The sequence below is a fragment of the Bacillus sp. FSL H8-0547 genome, from assembly GCA_038002745.1.
Taxonomy (GTDB): Bacteria; Bacillota; Bacilli; order Bacillales; family Bacillaceae; genus Bacillus_P.
Genome location: JBBODD010000001.1, coordinates 122,016 through 139,357, shown reverse-complemented (window position 1 = coordinate 139,357; position 17,342 = coordinate 122,016). Strand labels below are relative to the sequence as shown.

The following is a 17,342-nucleotide window of genomic DNA, read 5'->3' as shown; positions in this document are numbered from 1 at the left end:
ACGGTGCAGTGATAGAATAAGACCATGTTAAGAATGAGGGTATCATGAATAAATTAAAGAAAGCCATTACAGAAGATTTCAATTCAGAAGAAAACATTGAAAAAATAGAATCGATTATTTTTGCTATTATTCTTGAACATATAAAAGACCTTGTTTTTCTGATGAAGGTTGATGAGGGCCAGCTGCGGTATGTATTTGTGAATGACGAAGGAGTGAGGCATGCCGGTCTTCCAGATGATTACGGGGGCATGGCGCTTTCGGATGTGATGGATAAAAACGTCTCCCTTCACCTCACGGAAATGTACAGGACCGTCATTGAGTTAAAAGAACCTTATTCCTTTCAGGATCAAGTGCAGTTATTGGATGGGTCCGGCATGTTTGGCGAATCGATGCTTACGCCTATTTTAAACGATAGAGGAGACGTCATCTATATTATTTCAGTCACAAGGGATATTTCTGATCGAATGCTTGAAAGGCAAAAGCTTATTGAGAGCGAGCAGAGATACAGGTCCCTGTTCGATCACACGAATGACAGCATCCTCTCACTCGATCTGAACGGCACCATCCTGTCGGCGAATCCCGCTGCAATTAATCTTTTTAAAAAAGTAACGATTTCAATTACAGGGAAGTCCATATTCAAACTGTTTGAAAAGAACGCAGCTGAAACTGAAAAGCTGTTAACGGAAGCCTCTGAAGGAAGAACGTTTGAGACAGACGTCAAGCTGACAGTCAAAAGCAAGGAATGGAACCTTCACCTGAAAACATTTCCGATTGTCTTAAATGGAAGCGTTCAGGGCATCTATCTGTTTGCTAAAGACGTTTCTGAGCAAAAGAGGCACGAGGCCCTGATCAGTCATATGGCTTTTCATGATGCTCTTACCGGTCTTTTGAACCGGACGGCCCTTGAAAAACATCTTAAGGAATGTTTCAGCAGCGATGCGGGCTCTGTTCATGCGCTCATGTATATAGACCTTGACAGATTTAAGTGGCTGAATGATACGGCAGGTCACTCAGCAGGAGATCTGCTCCTGCAAAAAGTAAGCGCTCGCCTGCAGTCAATTGAAGCACCGTCCTTCAGTGTCTACAGACACGGAGGGGACGAATTTATTCTGTTATTCAAAAATACAAATCAAAAGGAAGCAGTAACTTACGCTAAGCAAATCCTTGATTTGTTTGCCGACCCTTATTATCTCAATGAACTTGTCTATTTTGTCAGTCCGAGCATCGGAATCAGCCTGTACCCTGAGCATGGACTAAGCGGGGAAGAACTGATTGCGGGGGCCGATCTTGCCCTATATGATGCCAAGCATCAGGGAAGGGGACAATTTCAAGTATTCCATGCCGGGCTCAATCACCGGTCAAAAAGGCTGCTTGCTATGGATTCAGGCCTCAGGCAGGCGATTGAAAACGATGAACTTCACCTTGTGTATCAGCCTCAGATTAACCTTGAAACGGGCGCGACAGAGGGTTTTGAAGTTCTTGTCCGATGGGAAAGCGTGGTGCTTGGAAACGTTTCTCCTGCCGAATTCATTCCTGCTGCAGAAGAATCAGGACTAATGATTCCCATTGGAGAATGGATTATGGAAGAAGCGTTCAGGCAGCTGGCAGAGTGGAGGTTTGAAGGATTCGGGGACCAATGCATTTCCATCAACCTGTCTTCCAAACAATTTCAGCAACGCAACCTTCCTGAAATGATTCGGTCGCTGCTTCAGACCTATCAGATTATGCCCCGGCAAATTACACTCGAAGTGACTGAAAGCGCGCTTCATCATCAAAAAGAAGCTTCACTTGCTTTGAAGAAGCTTAAAGAAATTGGTGTGAGGATCGCGATTGATGATTTTGGGAGCGGATTAACTTCGCTGCAAAGCCTTAAAACGTATTCTGTGGACCTTTTAAAAATCGACCCTGCATTTATTAAAGGCGAAATTAGTGATGGCAAAGACGCAGCTGTGATTGCTTCAATCGTTCACTTTGCTCAAAGCCTTTCTCTTGAAGTTCTTGCAGAAGGAATTGAGACTGAGAATCAGGCGGAGTGGCTGCTCTCGCTGAATTGCAACAGGGGCCAGGGGTTTTATTTTTCAGGCCCGCTTTTGCCGTCAGAAATAACGTCCGGGTTCAGCTGCAGCACCAAAAAAGCACCTTAATTCAGGTGCTTTTTTCGTTTGTTTTTAAAGTGAAAACAGTGATTTCAGGAACGGAAAGAAATCGGAAAGGAAGCCTCGTTGTACCAAGCCCCCTGTTCACATACAGGGTCAGCCCATCCTCTTCATACATGCCTTCTGTATAGACAGAAGCAAAGGGAGGAGTTACGAGCGGGCCATACAGGGGCAGCTGGACCTGGCCGCCGTGGCTGTGGCCTGAAAGCTGCCAGTCTGCAGGGTGCTTTTTCGTTTCCAGTGCGGCATCCGGCTCATGTGCGAGAAGGAGAGTGAAATGCCTGCTGTCTGCTCCGGCAAGTGCCTGCTGATAATCAGGTTTTCCAAGCATCAAATCGTCGATCCCGGCCAAATAGATGAATGAACCATCCAGCAATGCAATCTTTTTGCCGCTGTTTTTCAGCAGAGAAAATCCGGATTCATCCATTATGGCCTTATAAACGTCTGTGCCGTATCCCCCATGGTCGTGATTTCCGTATATGGAGTATTTTCCGAGCGGTGCTTTTAATTTTTTCAGTTCAGGGGCGATTTTATGCAAATATTCATATTGATTCGGTTTATCGACAAGATCACCTGTAAATAAAATAATATCGGGGGAAAGCTGGTTTATTTTACTGACAACTTTGACAAGCTGGTCAATTGAATAATCATGACCCAGATGGGTATCGCTGAACTGAATCATTTTAAGGCCATCAAAGGCCGGAGGGATTTTGGCGTTTTTCATAGTTATCTGAGTCACTTTTATCAATTTTGGCTCAATATACCTTGCATAAGCATAGCCGAAAAAAAGAGCAAGAAGCATCCCGGCAGCTGCTGATAAAAAAAGTTTGAGAAAACTCCTTCTTGAATGGGTGTGTTCCAGACCGCCGCCCCCTTTTTTTAAAAACTGCCCCTACTACTTTTAGAAAGACGGCCCGTTTTCCTCTTTTTCAGATAATTATTTTAATTATTTGAAAACTATGGTAAAATATGAATGGTCATTCATTTTGGGGGTGTTTTTGTTGAAGGATAAAGTAATTATTGTAACAGGCGGTTCCAGCGGGATGGGAAAAGCAATGGCGGCAAAGTTTGCTGCACAAGGCGCGAACGTTGTTATTACCGGAAGATCACTTGAAAATTTAGAAGCAGCCAAAGAAGAAATGACAGGTCTTGAAGGGACAATCACTCCTTTTCAGATGGATGTGAGGGTGCCTGAAATGTCGGAAGAACTGATCCGCAAAACGGATGAAGCATTCGGACGAATTGACGGACTTGTCAATAATGCTGCGGGGAATTTCATTTGTCCTGCTGAACAGCTTTCTGTTAATGGATGGAACTCCGTTATCAATATTGTCTTGAACGGAACGTTTTACTGCAGCAGTGCAGCAGGGAAGTACTGGATTGAAAAGCAGCAAAGAGGATCAATTCTGAATATGGTTGCTACATATGCATGGGGAGCAGGAGCGGGTGTCATTCACTCTGCTGCAGCGAAAGCAGGCGTGCTGTCCATGACAAGAACGCTTGCTGTTGAATGGGGAAGAAAATACGGCATTCGGGTAAATGCCATCGCACCTGGTCCCATTGAGAGAACTGGGGGAGCTGACAAGCTGTTTCAATCTGAGGAAGCAGCTAAAAGAACGCTGAAAAGTGTGCCGCTCGGCCGTCTTGGAACACCGGAGGAAATCGCATCCCTTGCTTCGTTCATTCTTTCTGATGAAGCCTCGTACATGAACGGGGAATGCATTACATTAGACGGCGGACAATGGCTGAATCAGCACCCGTTTTAATTACTGACGATACATTCAAAAAAGATGCTCGCTTCAGAGCATCTTTTTTCATATCTTAAGCACCATTAAACCGGCCTCCCTCTATGGTATAATCATACAAAAACAAAGAGAGAAAGCGGGGAATGGGATATGGATCCATTGGATATCATGGCTAACCTGGAGCGCGCAAAACCGTTCTGCCAGGCCATTTTCAGTGCGGATGAACAAAAGGTCATCGGGTATGAGATTGTGGGGAGAATCTACATTGATAATGAATGGAAGAGCATGGGGCCATTTTTTAGAGATGATTCCATTCCTGATGAATACAGACTCGAGGCAGATTACCACATCTTACATATGGCGCTGGATCGTTTTCTTGATCCGGCTGATGATACCCTGATTTTTATTAACAGAGATGCGAACCTGCTCATGCTCGATCACGGTGAAAGCCTTCTCGAACTATTGTTTCAATGGCAGGAAAAGGGCGGAAATCTTGATCGGATCGTGATTGAAATTACGGAACATACATTTACTGGAGATATTCGGCAGCTTACACATGTTTTTACCTATTACCGGACATACGGCATTAAAATGGCGGTTGAGAATGTAGGGAAAGCAAGCAGCAATCTGGACAGAATTGCTCTTTTGATGCCAAATATCCTGAAGATTGATCTGCAGCCTCTCAGGTTAACGTCTCCTCTGCAAACGTATCACGATGTTCTGTATTCCATATCTCTGCTTGCAAGAAAAATTGGTGCAGCCATTTTGTACAGCGAAATTGACCTTCACTTTCAATTTCAGTACGCGTGGAAAAATGGCGGCCGTTTCTTTCAGGGGGATTATCTTCAGCCGCCAAGAGAAGGGAAAATAGAACCTTACCTCCTGAAAGAGAAAATGACAGGAGAGTTTCAGGCGTTTATCAGGTACGAAAAGAAAAAACTGCAGCATTTCTATGACCTGTCTGAACAGTTTCACCAAAGAATCAGCCTTCTTTTTGCAAAAGAATCCAGGCATGCTGCCGGATCATTTGATGAATTAATAAAAAAACTTGCAGAAGAACTGAACGATTGCTGTTTCAGGATCTATGTCTGCGACGGTGACGGTTTTCAGCAAAGCTCGAACTTCCTGAAAAAAGACAATGAATGGCAAATTCAGCCTCACCATCATCATAAAAACTGGAGCTGGCGCCCTTATTTTCTTGAAAATATCATGAAGATGCAGATCAGAAAAAAAGGCTTTTTCAGTGATGTGTACAGCGACATTGAAACCGGTGAATCCATCAGAACGTTCTCCTACCCGATTGATCAGCAGCATTACCTGTTTCTCGATCTGCCCTATTCCTATCTTTATGAAAATGAGGGGCTGCTGTAATAAATTTTGTTCATTGCGCCATCCTAGAAAGAAAGAACGCTCTAAGGGGTGACAATATGGACAAATTCACACTCGCTCTGGCTATCCTGGCATTTATGATTGCAGCAGGCGGACTGCTGTATACCATTGGTGTAGGCCGGCTTGTGGACACTAGAAAGAGCGAACACGATACCCAAATGAATGAGAAAATTCAGGCCCATCCCTATATCCGCAATCCAATATTCCTGGCATGCCTGATTGCAGCAGCTTTCATTGCAATCTACATTTTTTATCTTGCTTTCACACGTACATGGTAAACAGCAGCAGTCGGCTGCTGTTTTTTTGTTTGGAAAAAAGACGATTATCCTTTTCTCAATAGGGTAAGGATTAAAATAAGAGAAATTGTCAGAAAATGATGGTATTTTGTGGATTATCGTTGGATGAAAACGACACAGACTCTGATAAAATTTAAGCACAGATATTAGCGGGAGGGTAATGACATGAAACTTCTTTTAAGCACACTCGTCGCACTTATAGTATTTTTGGGTTATGGACATGCAGGCTCTGCTGAGGAACTGCTGACTGAAGAACAGTCGGTTCAGGCAGTGCAGAAGGCGTCAGAGGTACAAGCCGCCCTCACCGAAAAGGAACGGCCATTAAACGAAATAAAGGCTATGATGGAGCCTTATTTCACGCATTCATTTATTGAAACGTATGTAAAAGAGAACGTAAAAGAAACTGAAAACGGCTATATCGTATACGGCAGCGATTTTACCCCTTACAGCATGCCTTACTTTAATTATGACGAAGAGATGACGTTCGGCGCTGAAAAGAATACGCATAAATTATTTCAGTTTTTTCCTGCAGAAGAGGAGGGGCCTGTGAGCTATGATGACCATTATGAGGCTGTCCTGTTTGTGAAGGAGAACGGCGGGTACAAAATTGATGATGTCGTCTTTTCAGAGACTGAGCCTAAAATAGAATCTCCAGAAAAGAAGAAGCCGTTTAATGTCAGTCTGATTTTAGATAAGCCAGAGGCTGTTTCATTTGGAAATGAGGACGGTTTCAGTTTTATTTGGAACCCTTATTTTCAAATGAAAACACTGCTGAGCGCTTACGCCTCTGACGTTCAGGCAAGTGCTGCAGGATATGCGGAGTGATAAGAAAGAAACCACCCTGGTCATCAGACAGGTAATAAGACAAATCCCGGCCTGCATACCCTTTAGAGGGAAACACTCTTTTAAAGGGGGATTACGGGATGATAAAGCGGTTTAACCGGCTGCTGATTGAGCTGCCAAAGCCGAAGTATGCGGATCCAAATGCGGCAGCTGCCGTTCAGGAGCTGCTCGGCGGAAAATTTGGAGAGATGTCAACGCTGAATAATTATATGTTTCAGTCGTTTAATTTCAGGCAGAAGAAAAAGCTGAAGCCTTTTTATGACCTGGTCTCTAGCATAACAGCCGAGGAGTTTGGCCATGTTGAGCTCGTTTCCAATACAATCAATTTAATGCTCACCGGTTCAACGTATCCTGCGCCTCCTGATGCAACTCCTATGCAGGGGGCAAAGGACAAAAGGAACAGCCAGCATTTCATTCAGACGGCACAGACTTCCTATCCATTTGACTCGATGGGAAAACCATGGACGGGAGAAAATGTATTCAACAGCGGGAATCTGGTCCTTGATCTGCTTCATAACTTTTTCCTTGAATGCGGGGCAAGGACGCATAAAATGAGAGTGTATGAGATGACGGACCACCCGGTTGCAAGAGAGATGATCGGGTACTTGCTCGTTCGGGGCGGGGTACATGTCGTTGCCTATGCAAAAGCTCTTGAAGTCATTACAGGTGTTGATGTCGGAAAAATGCTGCCGATACCTAATCTTGATAATAAAGCCTTCGCCGATGCGAAAAAATTCGAGGACATGGGCATCCATCTGAGGCTTTATACGTTCAGTGATACGGATTACAGGGACATAAATAAAATCTGGAAGGGACCGCATCCGATTGACGGCCAGCCTTTAAAAGTATTTGACGGAATGCCATCAGGAGCTCCGGTGCCGGAACTGGATGAAGTACCTGAAGAATTCGCACCGGGCATTTCTAAAGAGGATTTTGATGAAATTGCTAAAAGGCTGATGAGGTCAGCGGGAATATAAAAAGGATGTCCCAAAAATAAAACTTTGGGACATCCTTTTTGCTCGTTTAGCCAATTTCAAGCAGTTTTTCAAGCTTTTTCAAATCGAATCCAGCTACTGTTTCCCCGTCGACCGTCACTGTTGGTGTAGAAAAAGATTTTAATTTTTCTGTCATTCTCTTTCTTGCTTCAGCATCTTCTGCTACATTGAAAACCTTGTATTGTATCCCGTGATGATCTAAAAACTGCTTGACGATCTGACACGGAGGACATTCGGGCTGTGTATAAACATGTACTTCTTTCATTCCTGTCATGCTCCTTTTTTTTCAGCTCTTTATCTTTTTGGCATATGCATCGACAAGACCCATTGCACAGACGGATAAATCAAGATCCAGTATTCTGTATACACTGTGTGATCTTGGGATGCCTTTTAAATCAAGATACGCATAAATCTCGTGCTGAAGTTCCATTTTAACACGTTCTGCTGCTTTTTCTAAAGAACGAACCCCGATTTGACCCGCGCCTGTTTCCGCTGCCCTGATAAAGACCGGCAGCCATTCCCTGAGCGCAGCCGTAGCGGCTATTGGATTGCGGCTCACTCCGAAATGACTGAAATGGATTGCCTTTAAGTCCAGGCTGTCAAATAAATCCGCGGCTTTAAGCATCGCTTCCGGGTTGAACTGATTCGGGGAAGTGGACGGCAAATAAAATTCAAGCCCTTCAGAAAGCAGCTCCTGATAGTAAATGCCGATAGTATCCCCTGTATACATACTCATGCTTTTATGGTCTAAAATGCTGAAATGATGATTGGCATGCCCAGGTGTATCATAAAAAGTGAGTTTTGAATCCGGTCCGATCTGAATGGATTCGCCATCTGACATGGCGATAATCCGGTCTTCGGGCACAGGCACGATCGGCGAAAAAAGATCATCAAACTGTTCGCCGTACACCGTTTTTGCACCGGCAATCAGCCTGGTGGGATCGATTAAATGCCTTGCCCCTTTCGGATGCACGATAACCTTAGCATTCGGACAGCTTTCAAGAAGCAAACCGGCTCCGCCTGCATGGTCAAGGTGGACGTGGGTAACAATAATATAGGAAATATCTTCAAGCCGGACGCCAAGGTCATTCAACCCATTTTTAATATGTGGAACAGAAGGACTTGATGAAGGCTCAAAGAGTGTGATATTCTCTTCAAGTAATACATAGGAACTTGTACGACCCGTCATCCCTAAATCATGACTGTCGATGATTGCTGAACGTTCATCCATTTTGGTTACAAGCGACACGTTTTTACCCCCTTGTGATCATTGATTTCTCCCATCATACCCATTTTATGTTTGCCCGGAGACGATGTAAAGAATTTTCAGGCAGCTGTAAATCCGATGGATAGAATGAAGAAGGACGCACAAACTAGAGGCGAAGGCGGACCTCAAGTTGACTCACTCTGTTGGAGGTGATACTAATGTCACAGCTTTTAGGTATCATAACTAGACTTCAAAGTCTGCAGGAAAATGCCGTTTCGAATGAACCAAGCCAGCGCTTCTTTGAAGTTGAGGGTGAAAAACGCTGCAGTGTAAAATATTTTGATAAAACGGATACGTTCGAACTCGAAGTATTCCAAAAAGATGAAAAGCCCCAGTCTTATCAATTTGACAACATCGATATGATCGCAATTGAAATTTTTGATTTGCTCCAATAAACGGGAGGGAACCGATGAATACGAAACCAAGCGTCATTTGTCCGAATTGCCATGAGCAGCAGCCTCTGAATGAAGTGCTGACTGCCCTGTCCAATCAGAATGTCAATTATTCGTGTTCCAACTGCCATTATCATATGCGTAATATTCAAACGAAAAAAGGGTAAACAGCCAAAATCATTGGCTGTTTTTTTTGCGGTCATTTTCTAGTGTTAACCAACATTTGGATAAGTGAAAAAAGTTTTTATAAATTTGTGTGAAAATCCGAAACCTTCATTCAATTTCAAACGTTATATATAGTGACTCGGGTAAAGGAGGCGGATCTGTTCAGCGGTGAAACAGCGGACTGTTTAAAAAGAGGGCTTTGAGGAAAAAATATACTATGAAATTTACGCCAATTTGCTCAATACTCTCTTCAGCCAAGCATATAATATCTTGGTTCTGTAATTTCCGCTGAAAAGGAGCTGTCATATGACTGACCATTTTGTCTTTTACAATGTCTCTGAAGGAAACATGTCATTTGAAGCTATGATCCATAAAATTAAATCCTTCCTGAAGAAAGACCCGAGAAGCACCTATCTTCTGTCAATCGGCACAGATTCACAGGTTCATCAGACAGAAACAAAGTTTATCACTGCTGTTCATGTTCACCGTCTCGGAAAAGGAGCGTGGGGCTGCCTGAAGAATTCGGTCATCCCGCGGCCAATGACGAGCCTCCATGAAAAAATATCCATGGAAACGACTTTAAGCCAGGAGCTTGCCTATGCGTTTACATCCGTTTATTTGGCAGAGCTTGCAGAAATTCTTATTCCTTATTCGGATGAGGGAGCAGATCTTACATTTGAAATTCATCTGGATATTGGGAGGAAGGGTGTGACAAAGGACCTTATTCAGGAGATGACCGGAAGAATTCAGGCTATGGGCCTGGAAGCAAAAATCAAGCCTGACTCCTATACTGCATTCAGCTATGCCAATCGGTTCACAAAATAATGAATCTGTCGGAATTTGCGGTTGACGCAGTGCTTTTTCATTGATTAATCTATCATTAAGGGGGCAATCTATTATGAATTCTGCAGCAGAAATTCTTTCACAGGACGACCAAAAATTTTTAGTTGAGCTTCTTCTTAAACAGCAATATGCTCTGGAGCTGGTCAGCAGCGAGATTTATGAAATTGAAAACGGCACAAAACAGTCTGATCATGCAACCTATCAAAAACTGATCCGGCTGTATGACCGAATCCGATTTGAAGTGAAATGATTACATACGCCTGGTACTCTTAGCAAGAGTATCTTTTTTTTGCTTTTCATGTTAAAACATGCTGATGAGGGAATGGCAAAGAAAAGATGAATCCGCATTACTTTCCCTCTTTGTGGTAGAATAAGAAGGTAGTTTGAACATTTTTAAAGCGGGGTAAATGGGTTCGGTGTGAACTTTTTTAGAGAGGGAGAACAAATGTGATTAGCATACATACAAAGAAATTGCTGAATGAATCAACGATAGAAGAATATATGATACCTTCAGATAAGGTTGCACATGTACAGATTGGCAATAACCTCGAGCATGCGCTGCTTGTTTTGACGAAAACAGGCTACACGGCAGTGCCGGTTCTTGATCCTTTCTTTAAACTGCATGGACTTCTTGGCACAAACATGATGATGGATGCAATCCTTGGCCTCCAGCGAATTGAATTTGAGAAGCTTGAACATATGAAGGTTGAAGAGGCTATGAATGCAGATATTCCAAGGCTGCATTTAAAAGATCCGATTTCCAAAGGGCTGGATTTGGTCATTGATCACTCTTTTGTCTGTGTTGTCGATGACGACGGCATTTTTGAGGGAATCCTGACAAGACGCGCCATTTTGAAAGAACTTCAGAAACAAATGATTGAAAATAGATAAATTCCGGGAGAGAAGGAGAGGAACATTTGCTCCTTCTTTTGCTTTTTAACGGAAAAGGGAGACGATGAAGGTGGCACAGGCTATTCTTGAAAAAGAAGAAATCAAGCAGCAGTCTTCGAATAGAAAACGCCCATTTATCCTGGCTGCGGTTATGCTCGCAATGTTTATGGCTGCTATTGAAGCAACAATTGTATCCACAGCCATGCCTGCGATTGTAGGAGAGCTTGGAGGATTTTCATTATACAGCTGGGTTTTTTCGTCCTATTTGCTGATGAATGCTGTTACCGTTTTGATTTATGGGAAGTTATCCGATCTGTTCGGCAGAAAGCCTGTCCTTATATTCGGCATTTCTGTTTTTCTCGCCGGTTCTGCGATGTGCGGGCTGGTCAGCTCGATGGAGTGGCTGATTGCAGCACGGTTTATCCAAGGGTTTGGAGCAGGCGCTGTCATGCCGATTGCATCGACAATTGTCGGGGACATTTATACAAAAGAAGAACGGGCTAAAATTCAGGGATACTTATCAAGCGTATGGGGGATTTCTGCCGTAATGGGACCTGCAATCGGCGGGCTTTTAGTCCAGTTTGTGAGCTGGAGATTTGTCTTTTGGGTTAATATTCCGCTTGGGCTTTTAGCGATTGCAGGGCTTGTTTTATATCTCCACGAAAATGTGGAGCGGAAAAAACATGAAATTGATTACAAGGGAGCCCTATTCTTATTTCTTTCCATAAGCACAGCTATGATTGTTCTTGTGGAAGGAGGCATCAGATGGCCATGGATGTCGAGTCCGGTCCTTTTGATCTCATCGGCTGCCGTTTTGTCTTTTGTCCTATTTATTCGACAGGAAAAAAGTGCAAAAGAGCCTATGATGCCGTTTAGTATCTGGAAAGAAAAAAGCATCTTCATCGCAAACATGACCTCATTAACAACAGGTGTGATGCTGATTGGAATCTCATCTTTTCTTCCTGCTTTTGTACAGGCTGTGATGGGACAGACTCCGATTATTGCGGGATTTACTCTTACTGCCATGTCCATTGGCTGGCCAATCGCATCAACCATATCAGGGCGGCTCCTTTTTAAAATTGGTTTTAGAACCACCTCTGTTATCGGAGGTGCAGCCCTGATCGCCGGAAGTGCTGTTTTCTTCACGCTGACACCTGACGACGGCCCTCTGTGGGCTGCCTTTGGTTCCTTCCTTGTCGGCATAGGGATGGGAATGACCACGACGGCTTTCATTGTCTCCATTCAAAGTACAGTCAGCTGGGAGCAGAGGGGTTCAGCAACAGCGGCCAACATGTTTATGAGAACGCTGGGTAATACGATTGGCGCCGCTCTGCTTGGAGGAATACTAAATACCCGGCTGCAGTCTTATTTCAGGGATGAAGGAATTGGTGAAACAATCAATCTTGATTCCATTAACAGGCTCCTCAGCCCTGAGGAAGCATCAAAGCTTTCTGATGATGCCATGCAGGCTTTAAAAGAAGGCCTGACATACTCCCTTCACAGTGTTTATATTATTGTGTTCCTATTTGCTGTAATCAGTTTCGTTCTTATATTAAGGCTTCCAAAAGAAAAGAAAGAGGCGCAGGAGAAGTAACTCTCGCGCCTTTTTGCTGTTTAATTTAGTTCAAGGAGTTCAATCCGGTTTCCGAATGGATCGTAAAATGAAAATCTGTTTACACCGGGAATCGGTATCTCTTCTTTCATTTCTACAGAAAGCTTAGTCAGATAATCCCTGGCATCTTCAAGATCTTCTACTTCAAAGGCCGGATGCCGCTTGCTTTTGGATCTGTCCGTTTCCTCAAGGCCGATATGCAGTTCTATTGATCCTGCCCGGCACCAGAAACCGCCATTCTTTAAAAGTGCCGACGGCTTAGGTATTTCTTCAAATCCGAGCTCTTGAATGTAAAATCGGCGGGCAGGCTCTTCTTCTGCAGGAGAAACGCACAGCTGCAGATGATGCAGGCTTTTTATTTTCATTGGGAAACCTCCTATAAGATAAGGTTATAGAATAACTGAAGAATGAGGAGAACAGTGATCAGACGTATCAGCCAAGCCGCCTGTTTAAAACTGAGCTTTGCTGCAAAACGCACTGCAATCTGTGCTCCAAGTATGCTTCCAGCAGCAAGACTCAGCGCAATATTCCAATTCATGATGCCTGAAAGGGCGTAGGCAGTGAATGCCCCGGTGCAGCTTAAAAAAGTCTGAAAGCGTGTAAAGGCAACTGATTTAATATAGGAAAATCCGTTATGCAAAAAGGTGTACATCAGGAGAGTTCCCTGCCCGGGCCCGAACATGCCGTCATAGGCTCCAATTCCAAAAACGAGAGGGTAGAGGCTTTTCTTCAGCCGGGGTTCAGCCGTTTTCTGTTCCTGCGGTTTTTTCAACAGATTGAGCCCCAAAGCGAAAAGGAGGAGAAAGAGAGCGATGACAGTCATCACTTCACCGCTCAGCTGACTTGTGAAGGCAGCTCCAATCACACCTCCTCCAACCGTAAATGGCGCAGTTGCTGCCATTTCCTTCACGTTCACTTCTTTTTTTCTAAGAAGAACAGCAAAGCTTGAAAATGAACTTAACGTATTTGCAAATTTATTAGAGGAGATAATGGTGTGAATAGGCAGTCCGTACATGAGCATAAGGGGCATGTTGATCATCCCGCCGCTCCCTGCAAGAGTGCCGATGAAGGTTGCTGCAATACCGATGAAAAAGATCGGCCATTCCATAAAGCATCACATCTTCCTGACAAGTTAAAGCGCGCTTTTCACCCTTAGTATATTCTTCGAGTGACAATAATGAAATTATGAATAAATTAGCATATAATATAAGGAAAACTTATAGAGGAGGTATTTATGCAGCTGACTGAATTAAAAATGCTCGTAGTTCTATCTGAAGAAATGAATATGAGAAAAGCATCCGAACGGCTTTTTGTTTCCCAGCCTGCGCTGTCACAAAGGCTGCAGTCCATCGAAAAGTCATGGGGCTTTCAAATTTTTATCCGTTCACAAAAAGGACTGACGCTTACGCCTGCGGGAGAAAAGATTGTAGCATTCGCAAAAGAAGTGACGAAGAAAGAAGAAAAACTGCGTGAAGAGATTTCAGAGCTTGAAGGAGAAGTGCACGGAACACTGAAGATCGCCGTGGCATCCATCATCGGACAGCACTGGCTGCCTAACATTCTAAAAAAATATGTCAGCAAATATCCTCATGCAAAGATTTCGCTTGTTACAGGGTGGAGCAGCGAGATTTTAAAAAGCATGTATGAAGATCACGTTCACCTCGGCATCATCAGAGGCAATCCGGAGTGGAAAGGGGTCAAGAAGCACTTGCTGACAGACACCCTGTACTTAGTGGATTCAGAAATTCATAAGGTTGAGGATTTGATTGATACCGAGCGGCCCTTTATTCAGTTTAAAAGCGACTCATCCTATTACCAGGAGATTCAGGACTGGTGGCATAAACATTTTCAGAGCAGCCCAAAGCGCACGATTGTTGTCGACCAGATTGAAACGTGCAAACAAATGGCCTACAACGGAATCGGATATGCAATCCTGCCTTCGGTTACGCTTGTGGACGACAATCGGGACATTCATAAAATTCCATTATTAAACGAGCACGGAGATCCAATCGTAAGGGACACATGGCTGCTTGGGTTTGAGTCATCGTTTAAATTGAAGCAAGTGCAGGCATTTCTCGATATTCTGAACGAAGAGGGAATTTCGTAAAAGGGACGATTTTTTGTGCAAGCAGCTGATAAAGCTGTTTTTTTATTTCAGCAGAAACAATTGACAATGAGAATAGTTTTCAATTAAAGTAAAAGTGAAAATGAAAATCATTATCAATTAAAGAGGTGGCACGAGTGAAAACGGCTCTTATTCTATATGCCAGCATGTCAGGGAATACAGAAGACATGGCAAGACTGATCGGACAGCAGCTAAGTAAAAAAGGGATGGATGTAATGTTTGAGGAGCTGGATCTTTGCATGACAGATGAGCTGTTCAACTATGATGTGATTTTTGCCGGGTCTTACACGTGGGGAGACGGAGACCTTCCGTATGAGGCAGAAGATTTCTATGAAGAACTCTCAGAGTTAAACCTAAGAGGGAAGCTGGTTGCCTGTTTCGGGTCAGGAGATCATGCCTATCCGAAATTCTGCGAGGCAGCAGACATGCTGCAAAGGCGGTTTAAAGAAACAGGGGCAGAAGTTTTTCATGATACATTAAAAATAGAAGGTTCACCTGAATCTGACCTGGAACAGGAAGCCTGCAGAATGTTTGCAGATGCAGTTGCCGAATGGAGCGCTGCTGCCGGAAAATCAATGATATAAATGAGGCGTCCGGTTTCAGCTTGTCAACAAACCCGTCCTTTGATACAGTAATGAGGTATATAGTCTGAAGGAGGAATACATATGAAAATGATGGATGCGAATGAGATTATCTCGTTTATTCAAAATAGTACAAAATCGACACCTGTAAAAGTGTATGTGAAAGGCGATCTTGAAGGAATCGATTTCGGTTCTTCTTCACAGACATTCATAAACGGCAGCAGCGGTGTTGTTTTCGGCGAATGGGCTGAAATTCAGACGGTGCTTTCTCAAAACCAAGCGAAAATTGATGATTTTGTTGTTGAAAATGACCGCCGCAATTCAGCGATTCCGCTTCTTGACATGAAAAACATTAAAGCGCGAATTGAGCCTGGCGCTATTATCCGCGACCAAGTCGAAATCGGCGATAACGCCGTTATTATGATGGGAGCTTCCATCAACATCGGTTCAGTAATTGGCGAAGGCACGATGATTGATATGAACGTTGTTCTTGGAGGCCGCGCTACAGTAGGGAAAAACTGCCATATCGGAGCTGGATCTGTTCTTGCAGGCGTCATCGAACCGCCATCTGCAAAACCGGTTGTCATTGAAGATGATGTAGTCATCGGAGCCAATGCCGTTGTATTAGAAGGCGTTACAGTCGGTAAAGGCGCTGTCGTTGCTGCAGGCGCGATCGTCATTGACGATGTGGAGCCTTATACAGTTGTAGCAGGTACGCCTGCCCGCAAAATTAAAGATATCGATGAAAAAACAAAATCAAAAACTGAAATCAAACAAGAGCTCAGACAGCTTTAATACTTGAATGATTGACCGGCGTGGATGTTTTAGCATCCACGCCTTCTCTATAGAATCAGGGGGGATACGATTGGATCAAATGGACCTATTGTCAAAAATCAGACAGGATCTTCACCGCATTCCTGAGCTTGGCTTTCAGGAATATAAAACTCAGGCGTACCTTTTGGAACATCTCGGGTCTTTACCCGCAGAAAGACTCGAAATCAAAAAATGGAAAACCGGTTTGTTTGTAAAAGTAAAAGGAACAGATCCTTTGAAAACACTTGCTTACCGTGCCGATATCGACGGACTTCCCATCCGCGAGGAAACCGGCTATGATTTCAAGTCTGATCATCCGGAGCTCATGCATGCCTGCGGCCACGATTTCCATATGACGATTGCGCTTGGAATCATTCATTATTTCGTCAAACATCCAGTCAGAGATGATCTGCTGTTTCTTTTTCAGCCTGCAGAAGAAGGCCCCGGAGGAGCTGAACCGATGCTCAGAAGCGAAGAAATGAAGGAGTGGAAACCTGATTTCATTACGGCACTTCACATTGCTCCGGAATATCCTGTCGGTTCAATCGCCACACGTCCCGGTCTTCTTTTTGCGAATACATCGGAATTATTCATTGACTTAAAGGGAAAAGGGGGACATGCAGCCTATCCGCATACGGCTCAGGACATGATTGTTGCTGCTGCATCGCTTGTCACGCAGCTGCAGACCGTTGTTTCAAGAAACGTAGACCCGCTTGACAGTGCGGTGATTACGTTCGGGAAAATAACAGGAGGCACCGTTCAGAACATTATTGCAGAAAATGCAAGGCTTGAAGGAACGATCCGAACACTGTCCGTTGAGTCGATGGATAAAGTAAAAGAACGCATTGAGGCACTTGTCAGAGGGCTTGAGGTCGGCTATTCCTGCAGCGCGGTCATTGATTACGGTTCGATGTACCATCAGGTATACAACCATCATGAGCTGACGGAAGAATTCATGGATTTTGCAAAAGTGAACACAGATACTGAAGTTGTGCTGTGCAGAGAGGCCATGACGGGCGAAGACTTTGGATATATGCTGGATGAAATCCCGGGATTCATGTTCTGGCTCGGAGTGGACTCCCCGTATGGACTTCATCACTCAAAGCTTCAGCCTAAAGAGGAAGCGATAGGGGCAGCTGTTGACCTTATGTGCAGATATTTTCTCTACAAAGCGAACGGCTTATCAGAATAAAGGTACCTCCTATGAGACACATTAGTCTTAGGAGGTG

Annotated in this window: 21 protein-coding genes; 16 read left to right on the top strand and 5 right to left on the bottom strand. The window is 43.9% G+C overall.

The annotated features are described in order from the left end of the window. Positions 1-44 precede the first annotated feature (44 nt). Positions 45-2,144, top strand: a complete 2,100-nt coding sequence (locus MHB63_00735) for an EAL domain-containing protein (GenBank protein MEK3805111.1) — start codon at positions 45-47, stop codon at positions 2,142-2,144. A 1-nt stretch (position 2,145) separates the two neighbouring features. On the opposite strand, the gene MHB63_00730 is transcribed toward MHB63_00735, so the two are convergent. Next, positions 2,146-2,958 (bottom strand): metallophosphoesterase, encoded by an 813-nt coding sequence (locus tag MHB63_00730; GenBank protein MEK3805110.1) that lies wholly within the window; start codon positions 2,956-2,958, stop codon positions 2,146-2,148. A 157-nt stretch (positions 2,959-3,115) separates the two neighbouring features. On the opposite strand from MHB63_00730, the gene fadH reads away from it, so the two are divergent. From fadH to MHB63_00705, 5 genes are all read left to right on the top strand, one after another. Further along, entirely contained in the window at positions 3,116-3,922 is an 807-nt protein-coding gene (gene fadH, locus MHB63_00725) for a 2,4-dienoyl-CoA reductase (GenBank protein MEK3805109.1), read from the top strand. Between the two features lie 129 nt (positions 3,923-4,051). Then, on the top strand, positions 4,052-5,272 hold the full coding sequence (locus MHB63_00720) for an EAL-associated domain-containing protein (protein MEK3805108.1): 1,221 nt from the start codon (positions 4,052-4,054) through the stop codon (positions 5,270-5,272). 56 nt (positions 5,273-5,328) lie between these two features. Continuing rightward, complete coding sequence (locus MHB63_00715) at positions 5,329-5,568, top strand: hypothetical protein (protein ID MEK3805107.1); 240 nt, start codon at positions 5,329-5,331, stop codon at positions 5,566-5,568. Positions 5,569-5,751: 183 nt separating this feature from the next. Further along, complete coding sequence (locus MHB63_00710) at positions 5,752-6,411, top strand: DUF3993 domain-containing protein (GenBank protein ID MEK3805106.1); 660 nt, start codon at positions 5,752-5,754, stop codon at positions 6,409-6,411. A gap of 98 nt (positions 6,412-6,509) precedes the next feature. Beyond that, positions 6,510-7,406, top strand: coding sequence for a manganese catalase family protein (locus MHB63_00705; protein MEK3805105.1), 897 nt, complete (start codon positions 6,510-6,512; stop codon positions 7,404-7,406). Positions 7,407-7,452: 46 nt separating this feature from the next. On the opposite strand, the gene MHB63_00700 is transcribed toward MHB63_00705, so the two are convergent. Together MHB63_00700 and MHB63_00695 are read right to left on the bottom strand one after the other, a co-directional pair. Continuing rightward, positions 7,453-7,689, bottom strand: a complete 237-nt coding sequence (locus MHB63_00700) for a glutaredoxin domain-containing protein (protein MEK3805104.1) — start codon at positions 7,687-7,689, stop codon at positions 7,453-7,455. Positions 7,690-7,710: 21 nt separating this feature from the next. Next, complete coding sequence (locus MHB63_00695) at positions 7,711-8,673, bottom strand: MBL fold metallo-hydrolase (GenBank protein ID MEK3805103.1); 963 nt, start codon at positions 8,671-8,673, stop codon at positions 7,711-7,713. A gap of 176 nt (positions 8,674-8,849) precedes the next feature. On the opposite strand from MHB63_00695, the gene MHB63_00690 reads away from it, so the two are divergent. The 6 genes from MHB63_00690 (at position 8,850) to MHB63_00665 (ending at position 12,576) form a co-directional block, all read left to right on the top strand. Beyond that, on the top strand, positions 8,850-9,086 hold the full coding sequence (locus tag MHB63_00690; protein ID MEK3805102.1) for a YkuJ family protein: 237 nt from the start codon (positions 8,850-8,852) through the stop codon (positions 9,084-9,086). A 14-nt stretch (positions 9,087-9,100) separates the two neighbouring features. Next, positions 9,101-9,250: a hypothetical protein gene (locus MHB63_00685; protein ID MEK3805101.1), complete on the top strand. Its 150-nt coding sequence runs from the start codon at positions 9,101-9,103 to the stop codon at positions 9,248-9,250. A 304-nt stretch (positions 9,251-9,554) separates the two neighbouring features. Continuing rightward, positions 9,555-10,073: a ribonuclease H-like YkuK family protein gene (locus tag MHB63_00680; GenBank protein MEK3805100.1), complete on the top strand. Its 519-nt coding sequence runs from the start codon at positions 9,555-9,557 to the stop codon at positions 10,071-10,073. A 73-nt stretch (positions 10,074-10,146) separates the two neighbouring features. Next, entirely contained in the window at positions 10,147-10,341 is a 195-nt protein-coding gene (gene abbA / locus MHB63_00675; GenBank protein MEK3805099.1) for an antirepressor AbbA, read from the top strand. A gap of 197 nt (positions 10,342-10,538) precedes the next feature. Beyond that, on the top strand, positions 10,539-10,982 hold the full coding sequence (cbpB, locus tag MHB63_00670; protein ID MEK3805098.1) for a cyclic-di-AMP-binding protein CbpB: 444 nt from the start codon (positions 10,539-10,541) through the stop codon (positions 10,980-10,982). 151 nt (positions 10,983-11,133) lie between these two features. Next, on the top strand, positions 11,134-12,576 hold the full coding sequence (locus tag MHB63_00665; GenBank protein ID MEK3805097.1) for an MDR family MFS transporter: 1,443 nt from the start codon (positions 11,134-11,136) through the stop codon (positions 12,574-12,576). Between the two features lie 20 nt (positions 12,577-12,596). On the opposite strand, the gene MHB63_00660 is transcribed toward MHB63_00665, so the two are convergent. Then, positions 12,597-12,959, bottom strand: coding sequence for a VOC family protein (locus MHB63_00660; GenBank protein MEK3805096.1), 363 nt, complete (start codon positions 12,957-12,959; stop codon positions 12,597-12,599). 11 nt (positions 12,960-12,970) lie between these two features. After that, on the bottom strand, positions 12,971-13,702 hold the full coding sequence (locus MHB63_00655) for a sulfite exporter TauE/SafE family protein (protein MEK3805095.1): 732 nt from the start codon (positions 13,700-13,702) through the stop codon (positions 12,971-12,973). Positions 13,703-13,828: 126 nt separating this feature from the next. Here MHB63_00655 and MHB63_00650 point away from each other — a divergent pair, with 126 nt between their 5' ends. From MHB63_00650 to MHB63_00635, 4 genes are all read left to right on the top strand, one after another. Continuing rightward, a complete protein-coding gene (locus MHB63_00650) occupies positions 13,829-14,701 on the top strand; it encodes a LysR family transcriptional regulator (GenBank protein MEK3805094.1) in 873 nt (290 codons plus the stop codon). Between the two features lie 134 nt (positions 14,702-14,835). After that, complete coding sequence (locus MHB63_00645; GenBank protein ID MEK3805093.1) at positions 14,836-15,303, top strand: flavodoxin; 468 nt, start codon at positions 14,836-14,838, stop codon at positions 15,301-15,303. Between the two features lie 81 nt (positions 15,304-15,384). Continuing rightward, positions 15,385-16,095: a 2,3,4,5-tetrahydropyridine-2,6-dicarboxylate N-acetyltransferase gene (dapD, locus tag MHB63_00640; protein MEK3805092.1), complete on the top strand. Its 711-nt coding sequence runs from the start codon at positions 15,385-15,387 to the stop codon at positions 16,093-16,095. Between the two features lie 79 nt (positions 16,096-16,174). Next, the gene (locus MHB63_00635) at positions 16,175-17,305 is read left to right on the top strand and encodes an N-acetyldiaminopimelate deacetylase (GenBank protein MEK3805091.1); all 1,131 of its coding nucleotides are present in this window, start codon (positions 16,175-16,177) and stop codon (positions 17,303-17,305) included. The last annotated feature ends 37 nt before the right edge of the window (positions 17,306-17,342 follow it).

Coding starts and splice junctions, on each gene's coding strand:
- MHB63_00735 (MEK3805111.1), top strand. CDS start 45: ATGAATAAATTAAAGAAAGCCATTACAGAAGATTTCAATTCAGAAGAA.
- MHB63_00730 (MEK3805110.1), bottom strand. CDS start 2,958: ATGCTTCTTGCTCTTTTTTTCGGCTATGCTTATGCAAGGTATATTGAG.
- fadH (MEK3805109.1), top strand. CDS start 3,116: ATGGTAAAATATGAATGGTCATTCATTTTGGGGGTGTTTTTGTTGAAG.
- MHB63_00720 (MEK3805108.1), top strand. CDS start 4,052: ATGGATCCATTGGATATCATGGCTAACCTGGAGCGCGCAAAACCGTTC.
- MHB63_00715 (MEK3805107.1), top strand. CDS start 5,329: ATGGACAAATTCACACTCGCTCTGGCTATCCTGGCATTTATGATTGCA.
- MHB63_00710 (MEK3805106.1), top strand. CDS start 5,752: ATGAAACTTCTTTTAAGCACACTCGTCGCACTTATAGTATTTTTGGGT.
- MHB63_00705 (MEK3805105.1), top strand. CDS start 6,510: ATGATAAAGCGGTTTAACCGGCTGCTGATTGAGCTGCCAAAGCCGAAG.
- MHB63_00700 (MEK3805104.1), bottom strand. CDS start 7,689: ATGAAAGAAGTACATGTTTATACACAGCCCGAATGTCCTCCGTGTCAG.
- MHB63_00690 (MEK3805102.1), top strand. CDS start 8,850: ATGTCACAGCTTTTAGGTATCATAACTAGACTTCAAAGTCTGCAGGAA.
- MHB63_00685 (MEK3805101.1), top strand. CDS start 9,101: ATGAATACGAAACCAAGCGTCATTTGTCCGAATTGCCATGAGCAGCAG.
- MHB63_00680 (MEK3805100.1), top strand. CDS start 9,555: ATGACTGACCATTTTGTCTTTTACAATGTCTCTGAAGGAAACATGTCA.
- abbA (MEK3805099.1), top strand. CDS start 10,147: ATGAATTCTGCAGCAGAAATTCTTTCACAGGACGACCAAAAATTTTTA.
- MHB63_00665 (MEK3805097.1), top strand. CDS start 11,134: ATGCTCGCAATGTTTATGGCTGCTATTGAAGCAACAATTGTATCCACA.
- MHB63_00660 (MEK3805096.1), bottom strand. CDS start 12,959: ATGAAAATAAAAAGCCTGCATCATCTGCAGCTGTGCGTTTCTCCTGCA.
- MHB63_00655 (MEK3805095.1), bottom strand. CDS start 13,702: ATGGAATGGCCGATCTTTTTCATCGGTATTGCAGCAACCTTCATCGGC.
- MHB63_00650 (MEK3805094.1), top strand. CDS start 13,829: ATGCAGCTGACTGAATTAAAAATGCTCGTAGTTCTATCTGAAGAAATG.
- dapD (MEK3805092.1), top strand. CDS start 15,385: ATGAAAATGATGGATGCGAATGAGATTATCTCGTTTATTCAAAATAGT.
- MHB63_00635 (MEK3805091.1), top strand. CDS start 16,175: ATGGACCTATTGTCAAAAATCAGACAGGATCTTCACCGCATTCCTGAG.